We start from the raw sequence: 23,670 nt of genomic DNA, 5'->3' as shown, positions 1-23,670 counted from the left end.
TATTTTTATCAATAAAATAAAAATAATTTTTTTTGAAAAAAATTTTCTTCCTTATTTTTTCTCTTTTAATAATAGATCAATTTTTAAAAATTTATGTAAAAACTCATTTTGAATTAGGGAGTAGTTTTTATATTTTTCCTTTTTTTTGGATTTTTTTTATAGAAAATCCTGGAATGGCTTATGGGTTTTATATAGCTCCTGGATATTTTGGAAAAATTTTATTAAGTATTTTTCGTTTAATTTTAGTATTATATATATGTCTATTTTTTTATATAAACATATCAAAAAAAAAACTTCTAATTATTTTATAATTCCTATTAGTTTTATTTTTTCAGGTTCTTTAGGAAATTTAATAGATAGTATTTTATATGGTTTATTATTTGATATAGGAACTATTTATAATAAAAATACTCATAAATGGATTTCTTATACAGGGATTTCTAAAATTAATTTTTTTTTAAAAGGATATGCTTCATTTATGGAGGGATGTGTTGTCGATATGTTTTATTTTCCTATTATAGATACTTATGTCCCTCATTATATTCCTTTTTTTGGAGGATATCATTTTAAATTTTTTAAACCAATTTTTAATTTTTCTGATTTTATAATATTTATTGGTTTAATTTTTTTATTTTTTTTTAAAAAAAAAATTAAATTTTTAAAAATTTTTTGATTTTTATTATTTTTTTGAGATTTATAAAAATCTCTATAGATTTGTATTAACCTTAATTTCGTAAATTAGCCGGTGTAGCTCAGATGGTAAGAGCACGTGATTTGTAATCTCGGGGTCGTGGGTTCGAATCCCTCTACCGGCTTTTTTAAAAAAAATATCTTTATTAAATTTTTTAAGGGGGGGATACTCAAGTTTGGTTAACGAGGACAGACTGTAAATCTGTTGGCAATGCCTTCGCAGGTTCAAATCCTGCTCTCCCCATTTATTTTTTTAAGCGGAAGTAGCTCAGTTGGTAGAGCATCAGCCTTCCAAGTTGAAAGTCGCGGGTTCGAATCCCGTCTTCCGCTCTTTTATAAAAATATTAATGGCCAATGTAGCTCAGTGGAAGAGCACTTTCTTGGTAAGGAAGAGGACACGGGTTCAAATCCCGCCGTTGGCTTTTTTTTGATTAAAATTTTATAAATTATTATTTATCATGGCAAAAAAAAAATTTAAAAGAGATAAACCGCATTTAAATATAGGAACTACTGGACACGTAGATCATGGTAAAACGACATTAACAGCTGCTATTACAAAAGTTTTATCTCAAAAAGGTTTAGCAGAGGAAAAAACATTTGATGCAATAGATAATGCACCAGAAGAAAAAGAAAGAGGGATTACAATTAATACTTCACATGTAGAATACGAAACTGTTAAACGACATTATGCACATGTAGATTGTCCTGGACATGCTGATTATGTAAAAAATATGATTACTGGAGCCGCACAGATGGATGGATCAATTTTAGTAGTAGCAGCTACAGATGGACCAATGCCTCAAACTAGAGAACATATTTTATTATCTCGTCAAGTAGGTGTTCCTAAAATTGTTGTTTTTATGAATAAAGTAGATCAAGTAGATGATCCAGAATTATTAGAACTTGTAGAAATGGAAATTAGAGAGTTATTGTCTAAATATGAATATGATGGAGAAAATATTCCAATTATACATGGATCTGCATTAGGAGCTTTAAATGGGGAAAAAAAATGGATAGATCAAATACAAAAACTTATCAATACTTTAGATGAATACATTCCAGAACCAATTCGGGATATGGAAAAAGCATTTTTAATGCCAATAGAAGATGTTTTTACTATTACAGGTCGGGGGACAGTAGCAACTGGACGGATTGAAAGCGGGATGATACATACAGGAGATATAGTAGATATTATAGGAATGATAGATAATAAATTAACTTCTACAGTTACAGGCGTGGAAATGTTTCGTAAAATTTTGGATAAAGGACAAGCAGGTGATAATGTTGGATTATTATTAAGGGGGATAGAAAAAAAAGATATTAGAAGAGGAATGGTTATAGGTAAACCAGGATCTATAAAACCACATAAAAAATTTAAAGCTAAAGTATATATTTTAACAAAAGAAGAGGGTGGTAGACATACTCCATTTCATAATAAATATAGACCACAATTTTATTTAAGAACAACAGATGTTACTGGAGAAATTACTTTATCTAAAGGGATAGAAATGGTTATGCCAGGAGATAATATTACTATGGAAGTAAATTTACATCAACCAGTTTCTTTAAATGAAAATTTACGTTTTGCTATTAGAGAAGGAGGAAAAACAGTTGGAGCGGGACAAGTTATTCAGATTATGGATTAAAAAAATTAATGAACGGATGTAGCTCAATAGGTAGAGTATCGGTCTCCAAAACCGAGGGTCGTAAGTTCGAATCTTACCATCCGTGCAAAAAAAAAATTGTAAATTATATTATGAAAAAAAAAATTATTTTTTGGAAATTTATAATGAATTTTTTTATAGTATAACATGGCCAAAATGGGAAACTTTACAAGTTTCTACATTAATAGTATCGTTTTTTTCTATATTTTTATCTATATTTTTATATATAATAGATGGATTTTTTATTTTTTTTATTAAAAAATTATTTTCCTTTTAAATAAAATTTAAAGATTAATGAGCGATTTAGAATTAGAAAGAAAATGGTATGTTTTAAAAACTGTTAGTGGGAAAGAAAATAAAGTAAAATTATATATTGAAAATGAAGTTAGAGATAATGGATTTCAAGAATATATAGGAAAAGTTTTAGTACCTATAGAAAAAGTAATACAAATGAGAAAAGGAAAAAAAATTCATAGAGAAAAAGTTTATTATCCAGGATATGTTATGGTAGAAGCTAATTTAATAGGTGAAGCTGTTCATGCTATTAAAAATGTTCCAGGTGTTATTACTTTTTTAAGTGAAAAAAAAGGTGGATCAGCATTACCTATGAGAAAAGAAGAAGTAAATAAAATGTTAGGGAACATAGATCAATTATCAGATTATTATAAAAATGTTAATATTCCTTATGTAGTAGGTGAAACTATAAAAGTTATAGACGGTCCTTTTAGTGGATTTAATGGGACTATTGAAAAAATAAATGAAGAAAAAAGAAAATTAGAATTAGCTGTTTTAATTTTTGGAAGAAAAACTCCTTTAGAATTAAATTTTACGCAAATAGAAAAAATTTGAATAAAAAAAAAATAATAAAAAAAATTAAAATACAAAAAATAAATGGAGGCAATGCTAATCCATCACCTCCTATTGGTCCTATTTTAGGAAGTTCAGGAGTCAATATTATGGAGTTTTGTAAACAATATAATATGAAAACTAAAAAATATAAAGGAGAAATTTGTCCAGTAATTATTACTTTGTATGAGGATAAATCATTTTCTTTTTTAGTTAAAAAGCCTCCAGTGTCTATTCAATTATTAAAAATGATAAATGTAAAAAAAGGATCTAAAAATACTAATCAATTAAAAATAGGAAAAATTAGTTTAGATAAAATAAAAATTATTGCAAAAAATAAAATGGAAGATTTAAATTGTTATTCTATACAATCAGCAATGTCAATGATAATTGGAACAGCACGATCTATGGGAATAGATATTATTGATTAATAATCCAATATTGTTTTATTTTTTTTATATGTCAAAAAAATTAACTAATAATAGAAAAAAAATTGTAAAAAAAATTAATAAAAAAAAATATTCTTTAAAAGAAGCTTTTTTATTAATAAAAGAAATTCAATTTGTTAAATTTGATGCATCTGTAGATATTGCAATTAATTTAGGAATAAATACACGTATTATTAATCAAATTATTCAAGGAACAGTTCAATTACCACATAGTCTAGGAAAAAATATTTCTATTTTAGCTTTAGTCAATAAAAATCAAGAATTAGAAGCTAAAAAAGCTGGAGCAGATTATGTCGGTTTAGATTATATAGAAAAAATTAAATCTGGATGGAAAAAGAAAATTGATATAATTATTGCTATTCCTTCAGTAATGAATAAATTAGGAACTATAGGAAAAATATTAGGCCCTAAAGGATTAATGCCTAATCCTAAATTAGATACAGTTTCTATTAATCCAATAAAATCGATTAAAGAAATTAAAAATGGTAAAATATTTTTTAAAACAGATCGTTATGGAATTATTCATTCATCTATTGGAAAAGTTTCTTTTTCTGATCAAAAATTAATAGAAAATACTAAATTATTTTTAAAAAAAGTAATTGATAATAAACCATCTTCTTTTAAAGGAAATTATATAAAAAGTATTTATTTATCTTCTACTATGAATTATAGTTTTTGTATAGATTTAAAAATTTTTATGAAAAAATGACGAAAGAAAAAAAAAAAAAAGAAGTATTAAATATAATATCTATATTATCAAATAATAAAATAATATATTTAATTGATATTTTACATTTAAATTCTAATCAAATTTTTAATATTAGAAAAAAATTTTATGAATATCATATTCAAATGAAAGTAGTAAAAAATACTTTATTAAAAAAAGCATTAAAAAGTTTAAAAAATAAAAAATTGGATTCTTTTTTTTCTATTTTAAAAGGAAACACTTCTATTATAACTTCTAATCATTCAGGAAATGTTCCATCTAAAATTATAAAAAATTTTCATATAAAAGAACAAATGGAAAAGCCTTTTTTAAAAGGAGCTTATGTTGAAGAATCTTTTTATTTTGGAAATAAAGATTTAGATATTTTAATGAAAATTAAATCTAAAAAAGATTTAATTATTGATGTTTTAAATATGCTTCAATATCCAATAAAACAAATAGTTTTATCTTTAAAATTATCAGAATATAAAATATATAGTATTTTAAAAACATTATAATTTTTTTTTTTACTTACTTATAAAAAATAAACAACAAAATGATAGAAAAATTAGCTGAACAATTAGTTAATTTAACTGTAAAACAGGTGAATGAATTAACTGTTTTTTTAAAAAATAAATATGGAATTGAACCATCTAATTCTTTTTTAGAAGGTAAACCTGTAGATTCTTTAGAAGAAAAAAAAATATCTGAAAAAGAAGAAAAAAATATTTTCAATATAGTTTTAAAATCATCAGGTAATTCTAAATTATCTGTAGTAAAACTAGTTAAAGAAATTACTGGTAAAGGATTAAAAGAATCAAAAGACTTAGTAGATACTATTCCAGTAATTATTAAAAAATCTGTAGAAAAAAAAGAAGCAGAAAATTTAAAAAATCAATTTGAAAATATAGGTGCTGAAATTGAATTAAAATAATATGTTATTTTTTATTTAAAATTATTTTTAAATTTTGATGAATATACAATCAGAAAGATTTACTTTTGCTACTGTAGCAAAACAAGAGGAATATCCTGATTTTTTGGATATTCAGATAAAGTCATTTAAAGAATTTTTTCAAATAGATACTAAACCAGAAAATAGGAAAAAAGAAATATTATTTAAAGTATTTATGGAAAATTTTCCAATTTCTGATGCTAGAAATTCTTTTGTTCTAGAATTTAAAGGGTATACTTTAGATACTCCTAGATATTCTATAAAAGAATGTATTGAAAGAGGTTTAACTTATAGTGTTCCCTTAAAAGCAAAATTAAAATTATATTGTACAGACCCTGAACATGAAGATTTTGAAACTGTTTATCAAGATGTCTATCTAGGAAATTATCCATATATGACTCCTTCTGGTTCTTTTATTTTTAATGGATCAGAAAGAGTAATTGTTTCGCAATTACATCGTTCTCCAGGTGTTTTTTTTGGACAATCTAATCATGCTAATGGAACTAAATTATATTCTGCAAGAATTATTCCTTTTAAAGGATCTTGGATTGAATTTGCTACAGATATCAATAATGTTATGTACGCTTACATTGATAGGAAAAAAAAATTACCTATGACTACTTTATTACGTGCGATTGGATATGAACGTGATAAAGATATATTAAAAATTTTTAATTTAGCAGAAGAAATAAATATTATAGATCATCAATATGATTCTATTCTATATAGAACTTTAGCAGCTAGAGTTTTAAATACTTGGAATGAAGATTTTGTAGATGAAGATACAGGAGAAGTAATTTCTATAGAAAGAAATGATTTATTAATAGATAGAGATGTTGTCATTCAAAAAGAACATATTGATTTAATGATTAAATATAAAATAAAAAAAATTTTATTACATAAAGAAGAAGGGAAAAAAAAAGATTATTCTATAATTTATAATACTTTACAAAAAGATCCTACTAATTCTGAAAAAGAAGCTGTAGAATATATATATAAACAACTTAGAAATACAGATCCTCCAGATGAAGAAACAGCTAGAGGAGTTATAGATAAACTATTTTTTTCTGATACTAGATATAGTTTAGGGCCTGTAGGTAGATATCGTTTAAATAAACGTTTAGGGTTAAATATTGATCCTAATTATTTAATTCTTACGAAAAAAGATATTATTGCTATAGTAGAACATTTAAATGCTTTATTTAATTCTAAAAAAGAAGTAGATGATATTGATCATTTATCTAATAGACGAGTAAGAACTGTTGGAGAACAACTTTATACTCAATTTAGTATTGGTTTATCTAGAATGGCTAGAACTATTAGAGAACGTATGAATGTGAGAGATAACGAAGTTTTTATGCCAGTAGATTTAATTAATGCAAAAACATTATCTTCAGTAATTAATACTTTTTTTGGAACTAATCAATTATCTCAATTTATGGATCAAACAAATCCATTATCTGAAATAACTCATAAAAGAAGATTATCTGCTTTGGGTCCTGGAGGATTATCTAGAGAAAGAGCAGGTTTTGAAGTAAGAGATGTGAATTATTCTCATTATGGGAGATTGTGTCCTATTGAAACTCCAGAAGGACCTAATATTGGTTTAATTTCTTCTTTATCTGTTTTTGCAAAGATTAATAATATGGGTTTCGTAGAAACTCCTTATAGACGTATTTTTAATAAAAGAGTAGATTTTAAATCTGATGTTAAATATTTAAGCGCAGAAGAAGAAGAAGGAAAAATTATAGCACAAGCTAATGCTGTTAATAAATTTGGAGAATTTATTGTTGATAGAATTATTGCACGTGAAGATGGTGATTTTCCAATTGTAGATTCTACAAATGTAGATTATATAGATGTAGCACCTAATCAAATAGCTTCAATTTCTGCTTCTTTAATACCTTTTTTGGAACATGATGATGCAAATAGAGCTCTTATGGGATCAAATATGATGCGTCAAGCTGTTCCATTATTAAATCCTCAAGCACCTATAGTAGGAACAGGATTAGAAAAACAAGTGGCTAAAGATTCTCGTATTTTAATTAATGCAGAACATAATGGAATCATTGAATATATTGATGCTAATAAAATAATTATTCGTTATGATAAAAATGAAAAAGAATCTTTAGTTAGTTTTGACCATAAAGTAAAGATTTATAATCTGATTAAATTTAGAAAAACTAATCAAAATACATGTATTACTTTAAAACCTATTGTTAAAAAAGGAATGAAAGTAATTAAAGGACAAATTCTTTGTGAAGGATATGCTACTGAAAATGGAGAATTAGCTTTAGGAAGAAATTTAAGAGCAGCTTTTATTCCTTGTAAAGGATATAATTTTGAAGATGCTGTTTTAATTTCTGAAAAAGTAGTTAGTGAAGATTGGTTTACATCTATTCATATAGATGAATATTCTTTAGAAGTACGTGATACAAAATTAGGAATGGAAGAATTAACAAATGATATTCCTAATGTTAGTGAAGAAGCAATTAAAGATTTAGATGATAACGGAATTATACGTGTAGGAGCTGAAGTAAAACCTGGAGATATATTAATTGGAAAAATTACACCAAAAGGTGAAACGGATCCTACTCCAGAAGAAAAATTATTAAGAGCTATTTTTGGAGATAAAGCAGGAAATGTTAAAGACGCATCTTTAAGAGCAGAACCTTCTTTATTTGGAATCGTAATTGATACTAAATTATTTACTCGTAGTATTAAAAATAAAAAATCTAGGTTACAGGATAAAATAAAAATAGAAAAATTAGAAAAAGAATATGATAAAAAATATTTAGATTTAAAATCTAAATTATTAAATAAATTATATATTATTTTATATGGAAAAAAATCTAAAATAACAATTTTAAATGAAAAAAATAAAAAAGTTATAATAGAAAAAGGAACAAAATTTACTCTAAAACTATTAAATAATATTATTAAAAATTATAATCATATTAATTCATATGATTTTTCTGATGAAAATACGAATAATTTATTATCTGAGATTTTACATAATTATGAAATTGTATTAAACAATTTAAATAATATTTTAAAACATAAAAAAATTTCTATTACAGTAGGTGATGAATTACCTTCTGGGATCATTAAAATGGCTAAAGTATATATTGCAAAAAAAAGAAAGTTGAAAGTAGGTGATAAAATGGCTGGACGTCATGGTAATAAAGGGGTAGTAGCACGTATTCTTAGAGAAGAAGATATGCCCTTTTTAAATGATGGAACTCCTGTAGATATTGTTTTAAATCCATTAGGAGTTCCATCTAGAATGAATATTGGACAAATATATGAAACTGTATTGGGTTGGGCTGGATACAAATTAAATATGAAATTTTCTACACCTATATTTGATGGTGCAACTATAGAAAAAATATCTGAATATACAGATAAAGCGAATATTCCTCGTTTTGGAACAACTTATTTATTTGATGGAGGAACAGGAGAAAAATTCGATCAACCAGCGACAGTAGGTGTAATATATATGTTAAAATTAGGTCATATGGTAGATGATAAAATGCATGCTCGTTCTATAGGACCATACTCGCTAATTACTCAACAACCTTTAGGAGGAAAATCTCAATTTGGAGGACAAAGATTTGGGGAAATGGAAGTATGGGCATTAGAAGCTTTTGGATCTTCTAATATTTTACGTGAAATATTAACTGTTAAATCAGATGATGTAGTAGGAAGAGCAAAAACTTATGAGGCTATAGTAAAAGGAGACCCAATGCCTGAGCCTAATAATCCAGAATCTTTTAATGTATTATGTTATGAATTAAAAGGTTTAGGTTTAGATATTAATTTAGAAGAATAAAAAAAATATTATGTTTTGTTGTGTCTATGTATATGATCATAAAAAATGAATAAAAAAGGAAATTTTAATAAAATTACTATTCGATTAGCATCACCTGAGAAAATATTAAAAGAATCTCATGGTGAAGTGTTAAAACCTGAAACCATTAATTATAGAACACATAAACCAGAAAGAGATGGTTTATTCTGTGAAAGAATTTTTGGTCCAGTAAAAGATTATGAATGTGCTTGTGGAAAATATAAAAGAATTCGTTATAAAGGAATTATTTGTGATAGATGTGGTGTTGAAGTTACTGAAAAAAAAGTTAGAAGGGAACGTATGGGGCATATTAGCTTAGTTGTTCCAGTAGTTCATATTTGGTGTTTTCGTACTTCTCCTAATAAAATAGGTTATTTATTAGGATTACCATCTAAAAAGCTTGAAATGATTATTTATTATGAAAGATATGTAGTTATTCAAAATGGAATAGCATCTCGTTCAGATGGATCTTCTTTTAATAAAGGCGATTTTTTAACAGAAGAGGAATATTTATCTATTTTAAATAGTATCCCAAAAGAAAATCAATCTTTAGAAGATATTGATCCTAATAAGTTTATTGCTAAAATGGGAGCTGAATGTATAGAAGAATTATTAAATAGGATAGATTTAGATAATTTGTCTTATGAATTAAGAAATAAAGCTAATAATGAAACTTCTAAACAAAGACGTATTGAGGCTTTAAAAAGATTACAAGTTGTTGAATCTTTTAAAGAAGGAAAAAAAAATGGAGGAAATATATCTTGGATGGTCGTTCATATTTTATCAGTAATTCCTCCTGAGTTACGTCCATTAGTTCCTTTAGATGGGGGACGTTATGCAGCTTCTGATATGACTGATTTATATCGTCGTGTATTGATAAGAAATAATCGTTTAAAACGTTTAATAGAAATTAAAGCACCTGAAGTAATTTTAAGAAATGAGAAAAGAATGCTTCAAGAAGCTGTAGATTCACTTTTTGATAATTCAAGAAAAGTATCTGCAGTAAAAACAGAAGCAAATCGTCCTTTAAAATCTTTATCAGATGCTTTAAAAGGAAAACAAGGTCGTTTTAGACAAAATTTATTAGGAAAAAGAGTAGATTATTCTGCAAGATCCGTTATTGTAGTTGGACCACATTTAAAATTACATGAATGTGGTCTTCCTAAAGAAATGGCTGCAGAATTATATAAACCTTTTATTATAAGAAAATTAATTGAAAGAGGAATAGTAAAAACTGTAAAATCATCTAAAAAAATTATTGATAAAAGAGATCCTGTTATATGGGATATTTTAGAAAATGTATTAAAAGGTCATCCAGTATTATTAAATAGAGCTCCAACTTTGCATAGATTAGGTATCCAGGCTTTTCAACCTCAATTAATAGAAGGAAAAGCTATTCAATTACACCCTTTAGTTTGTGCTGCTTTTAATGCGGATTTTGATGGAGATCAAATGGCTGTCCACTTACCTTTATCTTCTGGAGCAATTTTAGAAGCACAACTTCTTATGTTATCTTCTCAAAATATTTTAAATCCAGCTAATGGATCTCCAATAACGGTTCCATCTCAAGATATGGTTTTAGGATTATATTATATGACAAAATCTTTAAAATCTTATTCAAATATTAAAATTAAAGGTGAAGGTTTTATTTTTTCTTCTAATGAAGAAGTAGAAATTGCTTATAATCAAAAAATAGTAGAATTACATGCTTTAATTAAAGTAAAAGTATTAATTCGAGTAAAAGATGATTTAATTAATCAATTAATAGAAACTACTGTAGGGAGAGTTTTGTTTAATCAAGTAGTTCCAAAAAAAGTAGGATATATTAATGAATCTTTAACAAAAAAAACATTAAGAGAGATTATTGGAAAAATTTTATATTTAACAGATGTTCCTACTACAGCAAAATTTTTAGATGATATTAAAGAATTAGGATTTTATAATGCATTTCAAGGAGGACTTTCTTTTGGATTAGGCGATATTATTATTCCTCATGATAAAGAAAATATGGTAAACAATGCTATTCAACAAGTAGATAATGTTAAAATAAATTATAACATGGGGTTAATTACTAATAATGAACGTTATAATCAAGTTATTGATATATGGACTAATACTAATTCTATGTTAACAGAAAAAGTAATGAAATATATGCGTGAAGATAAACATGGTTTTAATCCTGTTTATATGATGTTAGATTCTGGTGCTAGAGGATCTAAGGAACAAATACGTCAACTTTCTGGTATGAGAGGATTAATGGCAAAACCTCAAAAAACAGGGTCTACTGGTGGAGAAATTATTGAAAATCCTATTTTGTCAAATTTTAGAGAAGGGCTATCTATTTTAGAATATTTTATATCTACTCATGGTGCTCGTAAAGGATTAGCAGATACAGCATTAAAAACTGCAGACGCGGGTTATTTAACAAGGAGATTAGTAGATGCGGCACAAGATGTAATTATTAAAGAAGTAGATTGTCAAACTTTACTTGGATTAGAAATATCTGCATTAAAAAAAAATGAAGAAATAGTAGAATCTTTATATAATAGAATTTTAGGACGTATATCTTTAAATGATATTTATTCAAATAATAATAATAAATTAATAGTTTCATCTGGAGAAATGATTGATGAAAAAATATCTTCTTCAATAGAAGAAGATGGAATTCAATTTGTAGTAGTTCGTTCTCCACTTACTTGTGAAGCTAAAATGGGTATTTGTGCAAAATGTTATGGAAGAAATTTATCTACAGGTAAAATAGTTCAAAAAGGAGAAGCAGTAGGTGTAATCGCTGCACAATCTATTGGAGAACCTGGGACACAATTAACTTTACGTACTTTTCATGTAGGAGGAACAGCCGGTAATATTGCAGAATCTTCAAAAATACAAGCTAAATTTGATGGAATTATAGAATTTGAAGATTTAAAATTGGTAAATATAAAAAATAATAATAAAGAAAAAATAGGAATAGTTGTTTCTCGTTCTACGGAAATGAAACTTTTTGATAAAAAAAAATCATCTATTTTAATGATAAACAATATTCCCTATGGGGCAACTTTATATGTAAAAAATGGAGATTTTTTAAAAGAAGGAGATAAAATTTGTAAATGGGATTCATATAATGCAGTAATTATAGCAGAATATTCTGGAATAATCTCTTATCAACATTTAGAACAAGGTGTCACCTTTCAAATTGAAAAAGATGAACAAACCGGATTTCAAGAAAAAGTTATTACAGAAGTCAGAAATAAAAATTTAATTCCTACATTAAAAATTATTGATAATGATGGAAAAGAATTAAAAGTATATAATATCCCAGTAGGGGCTCATTTAATGGTAGAAGATAATGAAAAAATAGAAGTAGGAAAAATTTTAGTTAAAGTTCCAAGAAAAACTTCTAAATCTGGTGATATAACTGGTGGATTACCTCGTTTATCTGAATTATTTGAAGCTAGGAACCCTTCTAATCCAGCTGTAGTATCTGAAATGGATGGAATTGTTAGTCATGGAAAAATAAAAAGAGGGAATAGAGAAATTATTGTAGAATCTAAAACAGGAGAAATTAGAAAATATTTAGTTAAATTATCTAATCAAATTTTAGTTCAAGAGAATGATTATATAAAAGCAGGTATGCCATTATCAGATGGAGCTGTCACCCCTAATGATATTTTAAATATTAAAGGACCTAGAGCTGTTCAAGAATATTTAATTCAAGAAATACAAGATGTTTATCGTTTACAAGGTGTTAAAATTAATGATAAACATTTTGAAGTAATTGTTTTACAAATGATGAGAAAAGTAGAAGTAATAGAAGTGGGTGATACAAAATTTTTAGAAGGACATATTGAATATAAAGATGATTTTATTGAAGAAAATGATAAAATTTTTCAAATGAAAATAGTTATAAATAATGGAAATTCTGAAAATTTTAAATCTGGTGATTTAATTAGTTATAGAGATTTTAGAAATGAAAATGCAATTTTAAAATATAAAAATAAAAAATTAATACAAATTAGGGATTCTATTCCTGCAACAGCTAGACCGATATTACAAGGTATTACTAAAGCAGCATTACAGACTAAATCTTTTATATCCGCAGCTTCTTTTCAAGAAACAACAAAAGTTTTAGGAGAGGCGGCTATTAGTAGTAAAACTGATTATTTATATGGATTAAAGGAAAATGTAATTGTAGGACATAAAATACCAGCAGGTACTGGATTAAAAGAATATGAAAAAAATAAAATAAAAATTTTATAAAATTTATTTTGTTTTTTGAATTTTTTTCCAGGAATCTTTTATAGAAGCTGTTTTATTAAAAATAAGTTCTTTTTTATTATTAATATCGACATAAAAATATCCAATTCTTTGAAATTGAAAATGATCTCCTTCTTTAGCTAAATTTATAGATGGTTCAGCGTATGCAATAATTTTTTTTATTGATTTTGTATTTATATATTTTGTATAATCTTTATGATTTTTAAAATTTTTTAAAAAAATTGAATGATATATATGAATATTTATAGGTATAGAATGTTTTATAGAAACCCAATGTAAAGTACTTTTTATTTTATTATTTTTTTTTCTATTTTTACTTTTAGGATCATATGTACAATGTATTTCTATTATATTTCCATTATTATTTTTAATAATATTATTTGCTTTAATAATATAGGAATTTTTTAGTCTAACTTCATTCCCTATTGAAAGTCTAAAAAAATTTTCTATTTTTTTTTCTAAAAAATCATTTTTTTCAATAAATAAAAATTTAGAAAAAGGAATTTTTCTAAATCCATAATTTTTATTTTCTGGATTATTTTCAGCATTTAACCATTCTATTTTATTAATAGAATAATTATCAATAATTAATTTTATTGGATTGAATACGACCATTTTTCTATAAGAAATTTTATTTAAATGTTTTCTAATATTAAATTCTAAAAAAGATGGATTAATTATATTATTTCTTTTTGAAATTCCTATTTTTTTAATAAAATTTTTTATTGATATAGATGTATATCCTTTACGACGTAATCCTGATATTGTATAAATTCTAGGATCATCCCATGTATCAATGATTTTTTTATTAATTAAATATTGTATTTTTCTTTTACTTGTTATTGTATTATTTAAATTTAATCTAGAAAATTCTATTTGTTTTGGTTTTATTTTATTTTTTTCCCATATTTGATCTATATACCAATTATATAAAGGACGTCTATTTTCAAATTCTAATGAACATAATGAATGAGATATTTGTTCAATATAATCACATTGGCCATGAGTCCAATCATAAGTAGGATAAATACACCATTTATTTTTAGTTCTAGGATGTTTTTTTTTTAAAATTCTATACATTATAGGATCTCTCATATTCATATTAGAAGAATTCATATCAATTTTTGCTCTTAAGACACAAGATTCTTCTTCAAAACATCCATCTTTCATTTTTTCAAATAAATATAAATTTTCTTTAACAGATCTATCTCTATATAAGCTATTTATTCCCATTTCAAATGGTGTTTTTCTTTGAAATTGAATATTTATTTTAGATTGATTATCAACATAAGCTTTATTATTTTTAATAAGTTTTATTGCCCATTCGTAAAGTATTTGAAAATAATCAGAAGCATAACATTCTTTTTCCCATTTAAAACCTAAAAAAATAATATCATTTTTAATAGATTCTATAAATTTTTTTTCTTCTCCAATTGGATTTGTATCATCAAATCTTAAATTTACTGGTGCTTTATATCTTTTTCCTAATTCAAAATTTAGATATATTGCTTTAACATGACCAATATGTAGATATCCATTAGGTTCCGGAGGAAATCTAAATTTAATTTTTTCAATAGGAAAACCATTATTGATATCTTCTTCTATAATTTTTTCAATAAAATTTAAATGTAATTTTTTTATTTTTAATAATTTTTTTATAAAAATATACGAAAATTTTTCAAAAAAATTTATTTTTATTTAAATAGATATTTTTATAATTTTGAATTATTCAGAAACTCTTAAATGGATTTTTAATCGTCTTCCTACTTATCAAAATATAGGATTAAAATCTTATAAACCAGGATTAAAAAGAATTAAAAAATTTTGTTCTTATTTAGGAAATCCTCAAAATTTTTTTAAAAGCATTCATATAGGTGGGACAAATGGAAAAGGATCAACTATTCATATGTTATCTTCTATTTTAAAAGAAGAAAAATATAAAATAGGATTATTTACTTCTCCTCATTTAATAGATTTTAGAGAAAGAATAACATGTAATGGTTTTTTAATAGAAAAAAATTTTATTATAGATTTTATTAAAAATCATAAAAATTTTATAGAAAAAGAACAAATTTCTTTTTTTGAGATGAATACAGCTTTAGCTTTTCAATATTTTAAAGAAAAAAAAGTTTATATATCTATTATTGAAGTAGGAATGGGAGGACGTTTAGATTCTACTAATATTATAATTCCTGAATTATCTATTATTACTAATGTTAGTGAAGATCATACAGAAATTTTAGGAAAAAATAAATTAAGAATTGCTATAGAAAAAGCAGGAATTATAAAAAAAAATATATCGGTAATAATTGGAACAAGAATGTTAAAAAATTTAAAGAATATTTTTTTAAAAGTAGCTTTTAAAAACAATTCTCCTATTTATTTTTCTAAAATAGAAAAAAAATATTTTAATTATAAAATTCCATTTAAAACATATTATCAATTTTTAAATAAAGTCCTTGTTTTAGAAATTATTAAAATATTAAAAAAAAGAAAAAATATAAAAATATCCAATCAATCTATTAAAAATGGATTAAAAAATGTTATTAAAAATACAAATACACATATACATTTTAAAGGACGTTGGCATATTTTACAAAAAAAACCTAAAATTATTTGTGATATAGCTCATAATGAAGAAGGTTTTTTAATGATTAAAAATGAATTAAAAAAAGAAACTTATGAAAGTTTACATTTAATATTAGGTTTTGTGAAAGAAAAAAAAATAGAAAAATTGTTAAAAAAATTACCTATTGAAGCTTATTATTATTTTACTCAACCTAATATAGAAAGAAAATTTTTTATTGAAGATTTAAAAAAAATAATAAAAAAAATATTTAAAAATTATAAAAAAATAAATTTTTTTCATTCTGTTAAAAATGCTTTTTTATCTGCAAAAAATAAATCTAAAAAAAAAGATCTTATTTTAATAAGTGGAAGTACTTTTATTGTTTCTGATTTTTTAGTAACTTATAATACCAATATAAATAAAAAGGGCAATTAGCTCAGTTTGGTTTAGAGCATCTGTTTTACAAGCAGGAGGTCACTGGTTCAAATCCAGTATTGCCCATTTATTTTATTTAAAATAAAAGAAAGAATTTTTTCTTTTTCTTCAGGATGAAACCAAATAATAGAAGAATCTTTTTTATACCAAGTTAATTGTTTTTTAGCATATTTTATAGTATTATTTTTAATAATATTTTTAATATTAGAAAAAGAATTATTTTTTTTATAATCTAAAAAATTAAAAAATTCTTTATATCCTATAGTAGTATGTAAACTATTTAAATATCTATAAGGATAATATTTTTTTGCTTCATAAAATAAACCTCTTTGTATCATTTTTTCTACTCTATCATTAATTCTTAAAATGATTTCATTTTTTGGTAAAAATAAACCTATTTTTATAATATTATAAAATTTATTTTTTATTTTTTTTTTAAAAAAAAAAGAAGGTTTTTCTCCTGTAGATTGAATAATTTCTAAATATCTTATTAAACGTCTTGGATTTTTGATATCTAAATAAGAAGGGATTTTCCCTATTTTTTTTATTTCTTTTTGTAAAAAAAAAATTCCTTTTTTTTTAAAATTAAAAATTAAATTATTTCTAATATTTAAATTAATATTAGGAATATTTGATAATCCTGTTGTAGCCGCTTTTTCATATAATCCGGACCCTCCAACCATAATTAAAATAGAATATTTATTAAATAATTTTTGAATTTTTTTAAAAAAATCTTTTTCAAAAATTTTAGCATTATATATTTTATGGATAGACAAATGTCCTATAAAATGATGAGGTATTAATTTTAATTCTTTTAAAGAAGGTCTAGCAGATCCTATTTTTAATTCTTTATAGAATTGTCTAGAATCACAAGATAAAATTTCTGTTTTTAATTTTTTAGCTAAAAAAAGAGAAAGATATGTTTTACCTACACTCGTAGGTCCTACTATAGAAACAAGAAATTTATATTTCAATTTTTTTTAATTAATGAATATTTAGATAATTTATTATACATCCAATAATCTACTAATACTAATGCTGTCATAGATTCTACAATAGGAACAGCTCTTGGTAGAACACACGGATCATGTCTCCCTTTTCCTTCTATAGAAATTAAATTTCCATTTTTATCTATACTTGTTTGTTTTTTCATTATAGTTGCTACAGGTTTAAAAGCTACTCTAAAATTAATATCCATTCCATTAGATATTCCTCCTTGAATTCCTCCAGAAAAATTAGTTTTAGTAGTTCCATCTTTATTAAAAAAATCATTATGTTGTGATCCTGTTAATTGTGTTCCCATAAAACCACTTCCATATTCAAATCCTTTTACTGCATTAATAGATAACATCGCTTTTGCTAATTCTGCATGTAATTTATTAAAAATAGGTTCTCCTATGCCTATAGGAACATTTTTTATAATACATGTAATAATTCCACCAATAGTATCTCCTTGTTTTTTAATTTTTTTAATTTTAGATATCATTTTTTCTGATATTTCTGGATCTGGACATCTAATAGGTGATTTTTCGATATTATCTTTAGATAAATTAAGATTATGATAAGATTGATTAATTGATATTTTTCCTACAGAAGAAACATATGATATAATTTGGATATGATTTATTAATTGTTTCGCGATAGATCCAGCTACTACTCTACAAATTGTTTCACGAGCGGAAGAACGTCCTCCACCTTTATAATCTCTAATTCCATATTTTTTTTCATATGTAAAATCTGAATGAGAAGGACGATAGATATTTTTAATATGAGAATAATCATCAGATTTATGATCTTTATTATAAATAATAAATCCAATAGGAGTTCCTGTTGTTTGATTATTTAATATTCCAGAAAGAAATTTAACTTTATCAGGTTCATTTCTATTAGATACAATAGTAGATTGTCCAGGTTTTCTACGGTTTAATTCTTGTTGAATTTTTTTAAAATCCAGTGTTATTCCTGCTGGACATCCATCAATAATTCCACCTAAAGCATTTCCATGACTTTCTCCAAAAGTAGTTACTTTAAATAACTTGCCAAAAGTATTACCTGCCATTTATAAAATTTTAATTTTTAATTTCGATAGTAATAGGTTTTCTAAAATGATTAATCTTACTCATACCTATCAATATTTTTTTTTGATAACGTTTTTCTATTTCAAATAAAGAAAAATTAGATAAAATTTCTATATTTCCAATATTAATACGTGAATTCTTTATAGATTGATTAATTAAATGAATTAATTTTAATTTTGTTAAATTATCTTTATATCCTATATTTATAAATAATTTAGAATAAAAAGATTTTTTGTTAGAATTTTTAGAATAAAAAGATTTTTTATTAAAATTTTTAGAATAAAAAATATTAAGATTTTTAGAATCTTTATAAGAAGAAAGATAACGGTTAAATTCAATAAAAGAAAATCTTTTTATTAATTCTTTTTTATTAAATAATTCTAATTCTTGTTGAATTTGTGGAAGATAATCATTCATATATTTATCGTTAACTATTACTTTTTTTATTTTTTTTATAAAATGTAATAATTGTTTTTCACATATTTCTTTTCCAGAAGGAATTTGAATTTGTTCAAAACTTTTTCCAATTTTTTTTTCAAATTCTTTTAAAAAATAAGTTTCATTATAATGAATGATACAAATAGATATTCCTGTATTTCCAGCTCTTCCAGTACGACCACTTCTATGTACATAAATTTTACTTTCATATGGAAGATTATAATTAATAACATGAGTTATATCATTAACATCTATTCCACGAGCAGCAATATCTGTGGCTACTAAAAATTGTAATATTTTAGTTTTAAATCTATTCATAACAGATTCACGTTGTTTTTGTGAAAGATCTCCATAAAGTGCATCTGCATTATAACCATCTTGAATTAAAGATTCTGCGATTATTCTAGTTTCTTTTCTAGTCTTACAAAATATAATTCCATAAATCTCAGGATTAATATCAACAATACGTTTTAAAGCTAAATATTTATTTTTATTATTTACTATATAATAAATATGTTTAACATCATTAGATCCAATATTTTTTTTACCTATAACAATTTCCATTGGATCTATTAAATAATTATGTGCAATAAGATTTATATATTTAGACATAGTCGCAGAAAATAATAAACTTTGTCTATTTTTTGGTAATTTATCTATAATAGCATCTAATTCTTCTTTAAATCCCATATTTAACATTTCATCTGCTTCATCAAGTACTAAATATTTAATATTGGATAAATTTAATCGTTTTCTTTTAATTAAATCAAGAATTCTTCCAGGAGTTCCTACAATAATATGATTTTTTTTGTTTAAATATTTTATTTGATTATCTATACTTACTCCTCCATATAATGGAATAATTTTTAATGATATATATTTAGAAAAACGGATAAGATCATGTGTAATTTGTATACAAAGTTCTCTAGTTGGACATAAAATTATAGCTTGAGGAAAAGAATCATTTAAATTTAATTGTTGTATAATTGGTAAACTAAAAGCAGCTGTTTTTCCTGTTCCTGTTTGAGCTAAAGCTATAAGATCTTTTTTATTTTTTAATAAAAATGGAATAACTTTTTTTTGTATAGGAGTAGGATTTTTAAATTTAATTTCTTCTAAAGCTGTAATAATTTTATTATTAAAAAAATTATATTCTTTAAAGGTTTTCATAAAAAATTATTTTTCAATCATTGAAAAACCATAAAATAAAAACAAATATATAAATATTTTTAATGATAGATTTATTTAATTTTTTTTTAAAATTTTTTTTGTTAAAATATTATATCTATTGATTAATAAAATAGATGATATAGTAATTCCAAGTCCTAATCCACTCCAAACACCTATACTCCCCATTTTTAAATATATAGAAAAAAAATATCCAATTGGTAGAGCGATTATCCAATAAGAAAAAAAACTAATCCACATAGGAATATTAACATCTTGAATTCCTCTTAAAGCTCCAATAATAATTGATTGTATTCCATCAAATAATTGAAAAATACTAGCAATTATAATTATTTTTTTAGTTATTTTAATGACATCTTTATCATTGTTTATATATAAAAAAGGAATATAATTACGAAAAAAAATAAATAGTAAACTACATATTGACATAAATATAATTCCCATATATATTATAGACCATCCTATTTTTCTTAATTCAAAATAATTTTGTAATGCAAATTTATTTCCTATTCTAATTGTTGCAACTATAGAAAATCCTGAACATAAAAGAAAAGTAGAAGAAACTAAATTAATAACTATTTGATGTGCTGCTAATTCTTTTATTCCACATTTTCCAGATATAAAAGATGACATAGAAAAAGCACTCATTTCAAATAACATATGAAGACCAGAAGGGACACCTATTTTTAGTATTTTTTTTAAATATTTTTTATTATATAAATAATATTTTAAATAAAAAAAATAATTACGAACTTTTTTATATTGGTATAATAAAAAATAAATACCGATTAACATACTTATACGAGATATTAAAGTAGCATATGCTACACCTAAAAAACCTAATTTTGGAAAATGATAAAATCCATGAATAAATAAATAATTAAAAATTATATTAATTAATGCGGAAATCCAAGTAATAATAAAACTAGGATATATTAATGATAATCCTTCTGAAAATTTTCTAAAAATTTCAAATATCATCCATGGAAAAAAAGAGATAGAAATAATTTTTAAAAAAGATTTAGTTTCATAAAAAATATTTTTAGGTTGTCCTAAATAAGGAAAAATAAAAAAAAAAATATATATAGCTCCATACATAAGTATGGATAAAAGAAAATTAATTATTAATCCATGATAAAAAATTATAGCTCCTTTTTTATAATTTTTTTCAGCCTCTACAGAGGCTATTAGAACAGATATTCCACTAGACATTCCTAATCCAAAAATAATAATTATAAAAAACACAGCATTAGATAATGAAATTGAAGCTAAAGCTTTTTTTCCTAAAGATCCAATCATTATATTATCAGAAAAATTGACAATTATTACTCCAAATTGAGTGAGAAAAATAGGAATTAATAATAAAAGATTTTTTTTAAAATGATATAAATAAGTAATATAGTTTTTAATTAAAAATTAAATACAAATTAAATTTGAATGAAGGGTAATTTTACTAATTTTATAGGAATATTTTTATTTTTTTTTGTAAAAAAAATATGATTTAATTGATGATTATTTTCAATATATGCTAATCCAATCCCTTTTTTTAAAATAGGTGAAAAATTACCAGAAGTAACTTTTCCAATAATACAATTATTTTTATTTTTTAATAAATATCCTGATCTAGGTATTACTTTTTCTTTTTCTATGATAAAAGAAATAAATTTTTTTTTAGTTCCTTTTTTTTTTTGTTTTTGTAATATTTTTTTAGCTATAAATTTTTTATTAAATTTAGTAATCCATGATAATCCAGCTTCTATAGGGGAAGTTTCTTCAGAAATATCTTTTCCATATAAACGATATCCCATTTCTAATCTTAATGAATCTCTACTGGCAATTCCACAAGGAATTATTGATAAATTTGTTGATAAAATCTCATTCCATATTTTTTTTGCATATTTATTATGAATATATATTTCTATTCCACTAGATCCAGTATATCCTGTATTAGAAATAAATATATTATTTATTCCTGCAAATTTACCTATTTTAAAATGAAAATATGGAATTTTATTTAATGGAATATTTGTTAATTTTTGAATTAACTTAAAAGTTTTTGGTCCTTGTATGGATAAAAGAGAATATTCTTGAGTAACATCAATAAAATTTATATTATTTTTAATATATTTTTTTATCCATATTTTATTTTTTTCAATATTAATTGCATTAACTATAAGTAAAAATTTTTTTTCTGAAATTTTATAAATAATTAAATCATCTATAATTCCTCCATAATGATTAATTAAACATGAATATTGAGCTTGATTTGGTTTTATTTTAGAAACATCATTAGATGTTAAATATTGAAGTAAATTATTAGAATTAATTCCTTCTAAAATAAATTTTCCCATATGACTAATATCAAATAATCCTATTGAATTTCTAACAGCCATATGTTCTTTTAATGAAGAAAAATATTGAAGTGGCATATAATATCCGGAATAAGAAATTATTTTTGCTCCTAATTGTATATGATTATCATATAAAATTGTTTTTTTAAAAAGTTTATTTTCCTTCATATTTTACAAAATTATTGATAGTTTCATATAAAGTTATTTCTAATTTTAAATTAAAAGATATTTTTTTTCTTATTTTGTCCCATATAAAAATAACAATATTTTCTATTGTAGGATTAATATTCAAAAAATATTTAATATCTAAGTTAATATTTTTATGATCAAAAATATTTTCTATTTCTTCATAAAGAATATTTTTTAATTTTTGTAAATTAAAAATAAATCCAGTTTCTGGATTAATTTCTCCCGTAAGACTAACTATATATTCATAATTATGTCCATGATAATTTAAAAAAGCACATTTTCCAAATGTTTCAATATTTTTTTTATAATTCCAATTAGAATTATAAAGTCTATGTGCTGCACTAAAATATCCTTTTCTACTAATAGTCGCTTTCATAAAATGTTTAAAAATATAATTTTTGTAAATAATTATTTATAATAATTTTTAGCCAAATAGTATAATATTCCGGAAAAAGACGAATATTTTTAATTAATTTTTTTAATGATATCCATTTCCATTTTTCTACTTCTTTATAATTAATTATAGGAGAATATGCATAATATCCTACAAAAACATGATCTAATTCATATTCTATTAATCCATTTTTTAATATAACATGATAAGTAAAATTAAATTTTTTTTCTAAAAAACAATCAAAACCCATTTCTTCAATTAAACAACGATGTGCTGCCTTTAAAAGAGATTCATTTTTTCTAGGATGACTACAACATGTATTAGTCCAAAGTAATGAAGAATGATATTTTTTTGATGATCTTTTTTGTAACATTAACATAGATTTATTTTTTTTTGGATGAAAAATAAAAACAGAAACAGCACTATGTAATAATCCTTTGATATGAATTGTTTTTTTTTTTTCAAAACCAATAATTTTATTTCCTTTTCCTATTAAAGGAATAAAATCTTTTTTTTTATTCATTTTATTTTTAATTTTTTGACAGTCAAAAAAATTTTTTTATTGTAAATTGATTAAAAAAATAAAATTCATAATA

The 23,670-nt window shown here is 23.3% G+C and carries 18 protein-coding genes, 6 tRNA genes and 1 pseudogene; 17 read left to right on the top strand and 8 right to left on the bottom strand.

Going from position 1 to position 23,670, the window contains the following annotated elements; all coding sequences use genetic code 11:
* The first annotated feature begins 32 nt into the window (after positions 1 to 32).
* The 15 genes and pseudogenes from H0H56_RS02290 (at position 33) to rpoC (ending at position 13,414) form a co-directional block, all read left to right on the top strand.
* Positions 33 to 673: pseudogene (locus H0H56_RS02290) on the top strand (lipoprotein signal peptidase).
* A 68-nt stretch (positions 674 to 741) separates the two neighbouring features.
* A tRNA-Thr gene (locus H0H56_RS02285) sits at positions 742 to 815 on the top strand.
* Between the two features lie 35 nt (positions 816 to 850).
* Positions 851 to 934: transfer RNA gene (locus H0H56_RS02280), tRNA-Tyr, on the top strand.
* A gap of 13 nt (positions 935 to 947) precedes the next feature.
* A tRNA-Gly gene (locus H0H56_RS02275) sits at positions 948 to 1,020 on the top strand.
* 20 nt (positions 1,021 to 1,040) lie between these two features.
* A tRNA-Thr gene (locus tag H0H56_RS02270) sits at positions 1,041 to 1,112 on the top strand.
* 36 nt (positions 1,113 to 1,148) lie between these two features.
* A complete protein-coding gene (gene tuf, locus H0H56_RS02265) occupies positions 1,149 to 2,336 on the top strand; it encodes an elongation factor Tu (protein WP_185873731.1) in 1,188 nt (395 codons plus the stop codon).
* A 12-nt stretch (positions 2,337 to 2,348) separates the two neighbouring features.
* Positions 2,349 to 2,421: transfer RNA gene (locus H0H56_RS02260), tRNA-Trp, on the top strand.
* Entirely contained in the window at positions 2,419 to 2,631 is a 213-nt protein-coding gene (locus H0H56_RS02255; protein WP_185873730.1) for a preprotein translocase subunit SecE, read from the top strand. The genes H0H56_RS02260 and H0H56_RS02255 overlap by 3 nt, the downstream gene beginning before the upstream one ends.
* 17 nt (positions 2,632 to 2,648) lie before the next feature.
* Complete coding sequence (gene nusG / locus H0H56_RS02250; RefSeq protein ID WP_185873729.1) at positions 2,649 to 3,203, top strand: transcription termination/antitermination protein NusG; 555 nt, start codon at positions 2,649 to 2,651, stop codon at positions 3,201 to 3,203.
* Positions 3,200 to 3,631, top strand: coding sequence for a 50S ribosomal protein L11 (gene rplK / locus H0H56_RS02245; RefSeq protein ID WP_185873728.1), 432 nt, complete (start codon positions 3,200 to 3,202; stop codon positions 3,629 to 3,631). The genes nusG and rplK overlap by 4 nt, the downstream gene beginning before the upstream one ends.
* 28 nt (positions 3,632 to 3,659) lie before the next feature.
* Entirely contained in the window at positions 3,660 to 4,358 is a 699-nt protein-coding gene (rplA, locus tag H0H56_RS02240) for a 50S ribosomal protein L1 (protein WP_185873727.1), read from the top strand.
* Positions 4,355 to 4,873: a 50S ribosomal protein L10 gene (rplJ, locus tag H0H56_RS02235; protein WP_185873726.1), complete on the top strand. Its 519-nt coding sequence runs from the start codon at positions 4,355 to 4,357 to the stop codon at positions 4,871 to 4,873. Before rplA ends, rplJ begins: the two co-directional genes overlap by 4 nt.
* A 38-nt stretch (positions 4,874 to 4,911) precedes the next feature.
* Positions 4,912 to 5,289 carry a 50S ribosomal protein L7/L12 gene (gene rplL / locus H0H56_RS02230; protein ID WP_185873725.1) on the top strand — a complete coding sequence of 126 codons (378 nt, stop codon included), beginning with the start codon at positions 4,912 to 4,914 and terminating at the stop codon, positions 5,287 to 5,289.
* A gap of 37 nt (positions 5,290 to 5,326) precedes the next feature.
* Positions 5,327 to 9,139 (top strand): DNA-directed RNA polymerase subunit beta, encoded by a 3,813-nt coding sequence (gene rpoB, locus H0H56_RS02225; RefSeq protein WP_185873724.1) that lies wholly within the window; start codon positions 5,327 to 5,329, stop codon positions 9,137 to 9,139.
* 45 nt (positions 9,140 to 9,184) lie between these two features.
* On the top strand, positions 9,185 to 13,414 hold the full coding sequence (rpoC, locus tag H0H56_RS02220; protein WP_185873723.1) for a DNA-directed RNA polymerase subunit beta': 4,230 nt from the start codon (positions 9,185 to 9,187) through the stop codon (positions 13,412 to 13,414).
* Between the two features lie 3 nt (positions 13,415 to 13,417).
* Here the strand turns inward: rpoC and glnS are convergent, their stop codons facing one another.
* Entirely contained in the window at positions 13,418 to 15,097 is a 1,680-nt protein-coding gene (glnS, locus tag H0H56_RS02215; RefSeq protein WP_394798896.1) for a glutamine--tRNA ligase, read from the bottom strand.
* A 55-nt stretch (positions 15,098 to 15,152) separates the two neighbouring features.
* On the opposite strand from glnS, the gene H0H56_RS02210 reads away from it, so the two are divergent.
* The gene (locus H0H56_RS02210) at positions 15,153 to 16,436 is read left to right on the top strand and encodes a bifunctional folylpolyglutamate synthase/dihydrofolate synthase (RefSeq protein ID WP_185873722.1); all 1,284 of its coding nucleotides are present in this window, start codon (positions 15,153 to 15,155) and stop codon (positions 16,434 to 16,436) included.
* Positions 16,427 to 16,502 (top strand) — tRNA-Val (locus tag H0H56_RS02205). The genes H0H56_RS02210 and H0H56_RS02205 overlap by 10 nt, the downstream gene beginning before the upstream one ends.
* On the opposite strand, the gene miaA is transcribed toward H0H56_RS02205, so the two are convergent.
* The 7 genes from miaA to H0H56_RS02170 all read right to left on the bottom strand — a co-directional run bounded on the left by miaA (position 16,484) and on the right by H0H56_RS02170 (position 23,597).
* Positions 16,484 to 17,410 (bottom strand): tRNA (adenosine(37)-N6)-dimethylallyltransferase MiaA, encoded by a 927-nt coding sequence (gene miaA / locus H0H56_RS02200; protein ID WP_238858460.1) that lies wholly within the window; start codon positions 17,408 to 17,410, stop codon positions 16,484 to 16,486. The two genes, H0H56_RS02205 and miaA, sit on opposite strands and share 19 nt — an antisense overlap.
* The gene (aroC, locus tag H0H56_RS02195; RefSeq protein WP_185873721.1) at positions 17,407 to 18,495 is read right to left on the bottom strand and encodes a chorismate synthase; all 1,089 of its coding nucleotides are present in this window, start codon (positions 18,493 to 18,495) and stop codon (positions 17,407 to 17,409) included. Before aroC ends, miaA begins: the two co-directional genes overlap by 4 nt.
* A 10-nt stretch (positions 18,496 to 18,505) precedes the next feature.
* Positions 18,506 to 20,122 (bottom strand): DEAD/DEAH box helicase, encoded by a 1,617-nt coding sequence (locus H0H56_RS02190; RefSeq protein ID WP_185873720.1) that lies wholly within the window; start codon positions 20,120 to 20,122, stop codon positions 18,506 to 18,508.
* A 75-nt stretch (positions 20,123 to 20,197) separates the two neighbouring features.
* Positions 20,198 to 21,439, bottom strand: a complete 1,242-nt coding sequence (locus H0H56_RS02185) for an MATE family efflux transporter (RefSeq protein WP_238858459.1) — start codon at positions 21,437 to 21,439, stop codon at positions 20,198 to 20,200.
* A 128-nt stretch (positions 21,440 to 21,567) separates the two neighbouring features.
* Positions 21,568 to 22,659, bottom strand: coding sequence for a glycine cleavage system aminomethyltransferase GcvT (gene gcvT, locus H0H56_RS02180; protein ID WP_185873719.1), 1,092 nt, complete (start codon positions 22,657 to 22,659; stop codon positions 21,568 to 21,570).
* On the bottom strand, positions 22,646 to 23,056 hold the full coding sequence (locus tag H0H56_RS02175; RefSeq protein WP_185873718.1) for a 6-pyruvoyl trahydropterin synthase family protein: 411 nt from the start codon (positions 23,054 to 23,056) through the stop codon (positions 22,646 to 22,648). Before H0H56_RS02175 ends, gcvT begins: the two co-directional genes overlap by 14 nt.
* A gap of 7 nt (positions 23,057 to 23,063) precedes the next feature.
* The gene (locus H0H56_RS02170) at positions 23,064 to 23,597 is read right to left on the bottom strand and encodes an isopentenyl-diphosphate Delta-isomerase (protein ID WP_185873717.1); all 534 of its coding nucleotides are present in this window, start codon (positions 23,595 to 23,597) and stop codon (positions 23,064 to 23,066) included.
* Positions 23,598 to 23,670 lie beyond the last annotated feature (73 nt).

Source organism: Blattabacterium cuenoti, assembly GCF_014252455.1.
Classification (GTDB): Bacteria; Bacteroidota; Bacteroidia; order Flavobacteriales; family Blattabacteriaceae; genus Blattabacterium; species Blattabacterium cuenoti_R.
The sequence above is the reverse complement of the archived record's forward strand: the minus strand, read 5'-3'. Positions and strand labels throughout refer to the sequence as shown.

Excerpts from the sequence above, each read along its gene's own strand:
- rplA (WP_185873727.1), top strand. The coding sequence starts at position 3,660 with ATGTCAAAAAAATTAACTAATAATAGAAAAAAAATTGTAAAAAAAATT.
- H0H56_RS02175 (WP_185873718.1), bottom strand. The coding sequence starts at position 23,056 with ATGAAAGCGACTATTAGTAGAAAAGGATATTTTAGTGCAGCACATAGA.
- rplL (WP_185873725.1), top strand. The coding sequence starts at position 4,912 with ATGATAGAAAAATTAGCTGAACAATTAGTTAATTTAACTGTAAAACAG.
- H0H56_RS02190 (WP_185873720.1), bottom strand. The coding sequence starts at position 20,122 with ATGAAAACCTTTAAAGAATATAATTTTTTTAATAATAAAATTATTACA.
- rpoB (WP_185873724.1), top strand. The coding sequence starts at position 5,327 with ATGAATATACAATCAGAAAGATTTACTTTTGCTACTGTAGCAAAACAA.
- rplJ (WP_185873726.1), top strand. The coding sequence starts at position 4,355 with ATGACGAAAGAAAAAAAAAAAAAAGAAGTATTAAATATAATATCTATA.
- aroC (WP_185873721.1), bottom strand. The coding sequence starts at position 18,495 with ATGGCAGGTAATACTTTTGGCAAGTTATTTAAAGTAACTACTTTTGGA.
- H0H56_RS02170 (WP_185873717.1), bottom strand. The coding sequence starts at position 23,597 with ATGAATAAAAAAAAAGATTTTATTCCTTTAATAGGAAAAGGAAATAAA.
- H0H56_RS02185 (WP_238858459.1), bottom strand. The coding sequence starts at position 21,439 with ATGATTGGATCTTTAGGAAAAAAAGCTTTAGCTTCAATTTCATTATCT.
- tuf (WP_185873731.1), top strand. The coding sequence starts at position 1,149 with ATGGCAAAAAAAAAATTTAAAAGAGATAAACCGCATTTAAATATAGGA.
- nusG (WP_185873729.1), top strand. The coding sequence starts at position 2,649 with ATGAGCGATTTAGAATTAGAAAGAAAATGGTATGTTTTAAAAACTGTT.
- gcvT (WP_185873719.1), bottom strand. The coding sequence starts at position 22,659 with ATGAAGGAAAATAAACTTTTTAAAAAAACAATTTTATATGATAATCAT.
- rpoC (WP_185873723.1), top strand. The coding sequence starts at position 9,185 with ATGAATAAAAAAGGAAATTTTAATAAAATTACTATTCGATTAGCATCA.